This window comes from Bacteroidia bacterium, assembly GCA_025056095.1.
In the GTDB taxonomy this organism is placed as follows: Bacteria; Bacteroidota; Bacteroidia; order JANWVE01; family JANWVE01; genus JANWVE01.
Genome location: JANWVW010000122.1, coordinates 1 through 8,280 on the forward strand (window position 1 = coordinate 1; position 8,280 = coordinate 8,280).

7 protein-coding genes are annotated in these 8,280 nt (G+C 36.5%); 3 read left to right on the forward strand and 4 right to left on the reverse strand.

What is annotated here, in order from left to right:
- Positions 1–150: 150 nt before the first annotated feature.
- Both NZ519_09375 and NZ519_09380 read right to left on the reverse strand, forming a co-directional pair.
- Complete coding sequence (locus tag NZ519_09375) at positions 151–894, reverse strand: class I SAM-dependent methyltransferase (GenBank protein ID MCS7028963.1); 744 nt, start codon at positions 892–894, stop codon at positions 151–153.
- Positions 891–2,678 carry an ABC transporter ATP-binding protein/permease gene (locus NZ519_09380; protein MCS7028964.1) on the reverse strand — a complete coding sequence of 596 codons (1,788 nt, stop codon included), beginning with the start codon at positions 2,676–2,678 and terminating at the stop codon, positions 891–893. The genes NZ519_09375 and NZ519_09380 overlap by 4 nt, the downstream gene beginning before the upstream one ends.
- A 191-nt stretch (positions 2,679–2,869) precedes the next feature.
- Here NZ519_09380 and NZ519_09385 point away from each other — a divergent pair, with 191 nt between their 5' ends.
- Positions 2,870–3,601 carry a hypothetical protein gene (locus tag NZ519_09385; protein ID MCS7028965.1) on the forward strand — a complete coding sequence of 244 codons (732 nt, stop codon included), beginning with the start codon at positions 2,870–2,872 and terminating at the stop codon, positions 3,599–3,601.
- Positions 3,602–3,608: 7 nt separating this feature from the next.
- On the opposite strand, the gene NZ519_09390 is transcribed toward NZ519_09385, so the two are convergent.
- Positions 3,609–4,070, reverse strand: a complete 462-nt coding sequence (locus NZ519_09390) for a hypothetical protein (protein ID MCS7028966.1) — start codon at positions 4,068–4,070, stop codon at positions 3,609–3,611.
- Between the two features lie 56 nt (positions 4,071–4,126).
- Positions 4,127–5,764, reverse strand: coding sequence for a TIGR02221 family CRISPR-associated protein (gene csx2 / locus NZ519_09395; GenBank protein ID MCS7028967.1), 1,638 nt, complete (start codon positions 5,762–5,764; stop codon positions 4,127–4,129).
- Positions 5,765–5,831: 67 nt separating this feature from the next.
- Between csx2 and NZ519_09400 the strand changes: the two genes are divergently transcribed.
- Complete coding sequence (locus tag NZ519_09400; protein ID MCS7028968.1) at positions 5,832–7,721, forward strand: ABC-F family ATP-binding cassette domain-containing protein; 1,890 nt, start codon at positions 5,832–5,834, stop codon at positions 7,719–7,721.
- 43 nt (positions 7,722–7,764) lie between these two features.
- On the forward strand, positions 7,765–8,280 hold a 516-nt coding region (locus tag NZ519_09405), incomplete at its 3' end, for a hypothetical protein (protein MCS7028969.1).

Below are 8,280 nucleotides of genomic sequence, written 5' to 3' on the forward strand. Positions count from 1 at the left end.
CTTGCTTGGGGGTTGCGACCGACGGGGGGTTTGGTATGATACCCACCGAAGCGTTAGCGTAGCCCGTACCACGCCGACCTTGTGGGCATGAGCGAAGCGAAACGCCCACAAGGACACGCCCAAAAAAATAAAAAAATCAATCTCTTCCTTCTATTTTTGATACAAAGCTAACTGCAAGTAATGATACACCTGACTTTTTATCTGTCTAAAACCTACCTCTTCAAAAAGTAGTTTCATCTCCTCCGCAGTATGTATGTGTATCCCTGAAAGAGATAAAGCACGCATGAGCAAATTCTTTTTTTGAGTATAAACAAGGTTCATTGAAAAAAGCAATCCACCCTCTTTTAGCACTCTATACCACTCTTTTATAGCCTTCAAATAGTGAGCTATTTCGTTAAAAGAACCACCTATTACAATCCTGTCAAAAGTTTGATTTCTAAAAGGTAGCACAGTTGTATCCATAACATACATCCGAACCTCTTGCAGCTGCTCTCTATTTATCTGTCCATTGGCAAACTGTACAAAACGTGGCGAAATGTCAATACCTACAATTTGAATAGGTATCCGCATAGTATCGGCATAGCTCTTTAATCTACGACTGTATAGACCTGTGGAACATCCGACATCTAATATAACTTGGTAAGGCTGCAAAGATAACCACTCCTGCATCAGTTGGCATTCTTGCTCAAAATTAAGGGCTTTTTGAGTTAAAAGTTCAGTAGAGCGAAAGCGCCATTTTTCATACAATCTGACCGTTATGTTCCAAAAGTTTGTTTTTTGTGCAATAGAATAAGCATTTTGATGACGCTTATTCAAAGAAATGTGTCCTAAAAAACCTAAGATATTCTCTAAACATTGCGCAGAGGGCTGCAAAAGAGTTTTCAGGTCTATCATAAAGTAGAGTATTGAGTTGAGGTCTGCTCTTCATACAATTTAGCATATTCGCCCCCAAGTGCTAAAAGCGTAGAATGAGTGCCTTGCTCTATAATTTGACCATCTTTCAAAATAATAATATAATCACAGTCTTTGATGGAAGAAACTCTGTGGCTAATGATAATTGTGGTTTTATTTTGTTTTACCGCAGCTAAATGAGATAAAATTTCACTTTCTGTATGCGTATCTACGGCAGAAAGGCAATCATCTAAAATGAGAATAGAAGGATTTTTGAGTATAGCTCTTGCCAAAGAGATGCGTTGTTTTTGTCCACCTGAAAGTGTGATTCCACGTTCGCCGATTAAGGTATGAATACCATCAGGAAAGTGTTCAATGTCTTTGAGTATGGCTGCTTTTCGGGCGGCATCTAACACTTCTTCTTGAGTAGCATCCATTTTACCGAAGGCAATATTGTTGTAAATAGTGTCCGAAAAAAGAAACACATCTTGAGGTACATAGCCAATTTGCTGGCGAAGGATGCTCAAATTATGCGTTTGAATGGGAATATCATCGATCAAGATTCTACCTTGCGTAGGTTCGTACATGCGGACTAACAGATGTGCCAAAGTAGTTTTGCCTGAGCCTACACTTCCCATAATTCCTAATGAGCTTCCTTTGGGAATAGACAAAGTAATGTTTTTCAACACTTCTTGTCCTTGATGATACGAAAAAGAAACGTTTTCAAAAGTTATTTTGCCTTGTATAGTATATTGCTTTTCAGGATAATGATTGACAATACTGGGCTTAATTGCCATAAGTTCATTGATGCGCGTTTGGCTGGCCGCTGCCCGCTGAACCAAAGAAGTCACCCAACCTAAACTGGTAATAGGCCAAGTAAGCATGCTGACATATAATACAAATTCGGCAATATTTCCTATTGTAATTTTCTGTTTAACTACCCAAATTCCGCCTATCCAAACGGTAAATAATGTACTCATGCCTATAAGCAAAGAAATAACAGGTAACCAAAAAGCATTTACTTTGGCTAACGATAGGTTACGTTTTTTGTATTCATCTGCATGAAGGTAGAATTGTTCATTTACGCTTTTTTCGCGCTCAAAAGCTTTCATGATGCGAATACCTGAAAAATGCTCTTGCACAAAAGTAGATAGTGTAGAGAGCTGATTCTGAACGCGTTCGCTGCGTTTATTTACAGAGGTATTTACGTAATAAATAGAAATGCTCAATATAGGTAAAGGAATGATAACTATCAAAGTAAGCCATACATTGACCGAAAGCATAGTAGCCAACACAAAAACAAACATAGTAACCGTGCTGGCTGTGTACATAATCGCAGGACCTAAGTACATGCGCACTCGAGATACATCTTCGCCAATTCGTGCTAATATATCCCCTGTGCTGTATTTGCGATAGAAATCAGCACTTAGACTTTGTAAATGATTAAAAATATCATTTTTGAGGTCAAATTCTATGCGTCTGCTCATTACAATTAAGGTTTGGCGAGTTAGAAATAGAAAAAAACCTCTGATAATGGCAAATGATAAAATAATCCCACCTGCAAATAACAATGTATTTTGCACTAATCCATAAAAATAGTGGTAAGCCCCAAAGCCTTTACACAAATGCAAAATATGAAGTTGATCTTTGACCATGTCCAAAGCATCTCGGATAACCTGAGCAGGTAAAGTAGCAAACCACGCAGAAAGCATTACAAAAGCAATTCCGCTTATGAGATATTTTTTATATTTCCACAAGTAAGGATTTAGCGATCGCAGTGAGCGCATAGAACAAAAAAACAACACGAGTATATGCAAAAAGTTCTTTTTTCAAAATCATTTTTGACAGTAAAGTATCTAGGATAACAAAAAAATATGGCACTATAACAATCTGATGTAGATGTTTTATATTTTTCTTGACAGAATGAGTATTATTTTGTATATTGCCAATCAAGTTTATTCTCTCTTTTGATGTGATTATGAAAAAGTATTTTATTCTACTTTTTGTTTATGCATTAGCTGCTCTAAATGCTCAAAACGTGGGAATTGGGGTAGCTACTCCAGTAAACAGATTAACTATCAACGGGAATTTATCAGTTGGAAGCGGGTATGTGGGTTCCACAGCCCCTGCTGATGGTGCTATTATCGAGGGTAATACAGGTATAGGCACGGCTACGCCTGCACATAGATTACATGTGGTAGGAAGTGTACGTTTTGAGGGGGATTTCATCAATCAAGAGATTCAAGGCTCTACTGCAAATGCTATTCAAGCTATTCCATATAACGCTGTGGCTGCTCCTATTCTAGGGACAACGGTATCTATAACTATTCACGATGGAAATGGAGTGAACAACAGTGGTGTATTAGTAACAGGTTTTGCCAGAATTGTGAATAACACTACCTTTACAGGAACACTAAGCTTAGCAGGATACTTTTTAGTTCTTCGCAGAGCAGAGGACCCTACCTTTACAGTAGGTTCTACTATTTGTACTTATAGTAGTGGAATTTGCGCGCTTCGCTTCCCAAATGGATTAAGTAGTGCTACACTAGGGTTTAATATGGGAACCTCCCTAACCTATGCAGACATGAACCTTACAGCAGGAACAACCTACTACTACCGCTTAGAGCTATACGGAAATTGCGTAGGAACAAATGGAGGAACTTTAGATGTATATGAACGCAATCTATCTCTGGTTCAAATAAAACGTTGAAGTTTTTTCACACTCCTTCTAATTCGGTAATTTTAAGGTACCATCGTTCTTTAAGTTTTTCAACTATAATTTTGCCATTAAGGTCAATCTCTTTTTCTATTTTGGGAACTTCTTTGCCATAGTAATACAGGAATGCAACCGTAACCTGAAAGTTATGGTCTATCAAGTGGATAACTTGTTGCTCTTTGTTTAGTATAATTTCATCAAACTTGTGAGTGCGCATAAAATTACGCACGCGTTTAAGTGCATCTAAATCTATGTTTTGGTTACGGCTGCGCATGTTTTGTAAAATAAGCGAATCTTGTGTGTCTGCATTGATGCGCTCCGTGTAACAATACAAAATGTCAGGAATACCTTGAAGTAGCTTATGTTCAGCTTTTTTGAAGTATCTTTTTGGATACTGTGCTCTACAACCTACACCAATTGTAATAATAATTAAAATTACAAAGTACAACAAACTTTGTTTCATAACAAGGTTTTGAAAGGTTGAGTAACAAATAAACGATTTATGCAGAATTTTTTGTTTCATTCATATTTTCTAAACTGCACAAAATCAAAATACAATTTACGGCTACCATCAGGTAAAAGCTCTACTCGCCGCTCCGTAGTGCTGGCGTAGCAAGGTATGATATCTTTCATTTGTTCAACAAAATGATAAGTGAAAGTAAATTCGCCCATTACATGAATCGCGGCACACCCAGGATATTCGTTCAAAATTCTTTCTTTGTACTCCTGTACTAAATTTTGAACCTGCTTTTCAGTATATTCAGGGGGAATGTTAGGGAATTCTAAATCTATCACCTTGCCAAACTGATGAATTGCCGCTTCTTTTTGCTTATCTGTCCATCCTTCAAACTTATGGTTAGTGAAGTTAAGCAAAAAGCGCTCTTGAACAGGTTTAATTTCAGGGATTGACTCAATAGTTGGGATCTCTGCGAGTTTTTGAGTAATCTCACTATGATAACTTGTTAGATTTTTAAGCATTTTATCGTAAGATGATGATGTTTCAGTATATCCTGCGTGATTTAGGTCATTTCTCAAAGTGCTAAGACTCGAACTTACTTTGACTATTTCTTTAAAGTTTGGGATGCGGTCTATTTTATCTAACAATTCATCTTCTTTGGGTTTATCTTTTAATTTGTAACTCCACTTCTGTCTTTCTTTACCTTGACCTGTAAAACTCAAATAACCCGAAATTACCTCTCTTATGTCTTTATCCTCATAATTCTCACCTATACTTTTTGCCACAAATGATATTACATATTCATGCAGTAAAGTCGCTGCTTGCTGAATTTTACCTTTGTCTATACAATATTTAACTGCAATTTGCTGGTTTTCTAATGCGTTTTTTCGGAACTCGGACATTTCTCCTTTTATTTCATCAAAAAGTGGAGTAAAGGCAGGAATAAAGTCTTGGTTTATACTTTCAATTTGATGGGCTACATCGGCAAAGTTACCTTCAATTAAGTCTTTGGAGCGACATACCTCAATGTATTCTGTAAACTCTTCAAGCTTTTGAGTAATGTTGCGAGTAATACTTGCATTAGCATCTTTGCCTTTTGTCTCTGCAAGTATAGGTTTGATTTGAGTTTGCGCTAAACTTGCCAAATGTTTTGCATTTCCATTTTTAATAAAATCATACGTAGCTAGTGTCCATTCTTGAAGAGCATGAAAAGAAGTAATATCTATGATGGGGTTAGTTTCTCGCTCTTTTTCAAACTCACCGTAGTAAATTCCTATTACTTCTATGTTTTTAAGCATTTTGCTATATGGCAGCAAAATAACTAAAAGCATGGGCATGTATCTGAATGCATGCGTAATATCTATTATTAGTTGGCTATTTTCGGGGATATTTTGGTAAATAGTCGTAAAAATATTCCATATCTCTGCTGTATTTTGGGCTTCTGTAATATAAACAGGTTTGAAGGAGATATTTAGAGGCTCGATATCTCGAGCTAGTTCATTACAATGTTTCTCTTTGGCTTTGGGTGTAGTAAAAATGAGTACTTCATCTATCTTTACATTATTTACTTTTGAAACCAGCTCAAGGATAGCCTTCTGAACAAATTTGGTGGGTTGCGCGGATTCATTTTGATAGGTATAGGTGGTTGACTTATAATCTCCTGTACCTAATGTAGAGATGAAAATAGTCTTTTTAGTCATGCTGTAAAAGTATAAAATTTTCGTACAAAACAAGATAAAATGCAGTAGGTTTATCTATTTTTGTAGTATGATAACGTTGAATAACGTAGGTTTTGCTTTTGGTAATCGTTTTTTGTATAGGAATGTAAGTTTTCAAATTCATGCAGGGGATAAAATTGGATTGATTGGCGCAAATGGTACGGGTAAATCTACTTTACTTCGTTTAATAGCAGGTGAATACTCTTGCACAGAAGGCGAAATTAGCACTATAAAAGGTTTGACTATTGGCTTTTTGAATCAAGATTTATTGAGTTATCAAAGTGAAAAGTCTATTTTATCAGTAGCATTAGAAGCATACGAAAGTGCTATTCAATTACAAAAAGAAATAGATGCACTTATTGAACAATTAGAAACAAAGTATGATGAAAATTTAGCCTATCAATTGAGTGAAAAACAAGCAGAATTTGAACATTTAGGCGGGTATGAAATGGAGCATAATGCAGCGCGGGTATTATCAGGATTAGGTTTTACTACGCAGGATTTGCAAAAGCCCCTATATACCTTTTCAGGCGGTTGGCGTATGCGAGTTATGTTAGCTAAAATTTTACTTCAAAAGCCCCATCTGCTGCTCTTGGACGAACCTACCAACCACTTAGATTTACCTTCTATTGAATGGTTAGAAGAATACATTCGTTTGTACCCAGGGGCTATGGTTATTGTATCTCATGATAGGAATTTTTTGGATCGAGTTGTGAATAAAATAGCCGAAGTATATCAAGAAAAAATTACTCTATACAATGGAAATTATACACACTTCGTAGAGCAAAAAGCTGAAAGAATTGCTGCACAGCAAGCTCAATACAAAAACCAACAACAAAGGATTAAAGAGTTGGAGCGTTTTATTGATAGGTTCAGAGCAAAAGCCACTAAAGCCGCCCAAGTGCAGAGTAAAATAAAAATGTTAGAAAAAATGGAGCGAGTAGAAAAAGTAGAGGAAGATAATCCACAGATTGACTTCAAGTTTGTAGTAAGTACGGTTTCTGGTAAAGATGTGCTGCGATTAGAAAACATTAGTAAGTCATACGACCAAGTAAAAGTATTAGAACGTTCGGATGCCATAGTCGTGCGTGGGGATAAAGTTGGTTTAATAGGTGCAAATGGCAAAGGAAAATCTACTTTGCTGCGAATCATTGCAGGCATAGAACCTTTTGAAGGACATAGACAGGTCGGGCATAATGTAAAAATAAGCTTTTTTGCACAGCATCAATTAGAAAGCTTGAACCTAAATAATGACATTTTAACCGAGTTAGAACAACATGCCCCACACTTGACCACAGCCTACTTGCGAACTGTATTAGGTTGCTTTATGTTCAGTGGCGAAGATGTATTCAAACCTATTAAAATTCTATCAGGAGGTGAAAAATCTCGGGTAGCCTTAGCCAAAACACTTACTTCTGGAGCTAATTTTCTCTTACTAGACGAACCTACTAACCATTTAGACATGGCTTCCATCAATGCGCTAATTCAAGCTCTAGAGCAGTACGAAGGAACGTATATTGTCATTTCTCACGACCGCTATTTTTTATCGCAGGTAACCAATAAGATATGGTACATTGAAAACTATCAAATCAAAGAGTACTTAGGCGGTTATACCGAATTTGAACAGTGGTACAAAGCACGGCAGACCAATCTAAACATAGTAGCTTCACAAAGTAATTTACAAAAGGTAGAAAGTAAAGCAAAGAGTTCTGCCACACAGCAGCAAAAAATAAAGTCTGTTAGTTCTCAAAAAAGAATAGCACAGATTGAAGCACAGATTTATGAAAAAGAAAGTCAAATTTGTCAAATAGAGCAGGAACTCGCTAATCCTGACGTGTATCAGGATAAAGAAAGGTTTGAGTTGCTTACTCAACGTTACCAAATTTTGAAAAATGAGGTAGAAGCCCTCATGGTAGAGTGGGAAAGCTACATTACATAAAAGTTTTTAAGCAAATTTGTGTAAGGTCAAAATTACTTTTTGTATGAGAAGTATAGTTCTATCCTTGATTGTAGTGGCGTGTGCATGTATGTGCATGCTCACTTCTTGTAGTATTATTCAAAGCAACAATAAGGAGAGTTTTGTAGAAGGCTATTATTATATGAAAAACAAGGGAAAGCAAAATATTTTTATCAACATGCAAGAGGATACTGTACAAGTGTATTACATGGACAAAAAAAGACAAAACATCTCCTCAAAGCCTGATCTGATATTTCCTAATTACAGTAGAGAAAAATTGCAAGGTACAAGGGTTTCTATTTCTTCGTTTGACATAGATTTTTTGACTATTTTGCTCAAATTAAGACCTGCTACGCAAGGTATGGAACCTCAAATAAACAGTAATCTTAATGGGGTGCTGTATTTTGGAAGGCGCATAGACTCATACTTGATAAAATATCAGACTAATCCTTTAAAGGACTACAACAGGCAGATAAAACACTATGGCTTTTCGTTAGGCGGGTTTATTGGGATAGGGAATACTTTTGTTGCTCCGCAGACA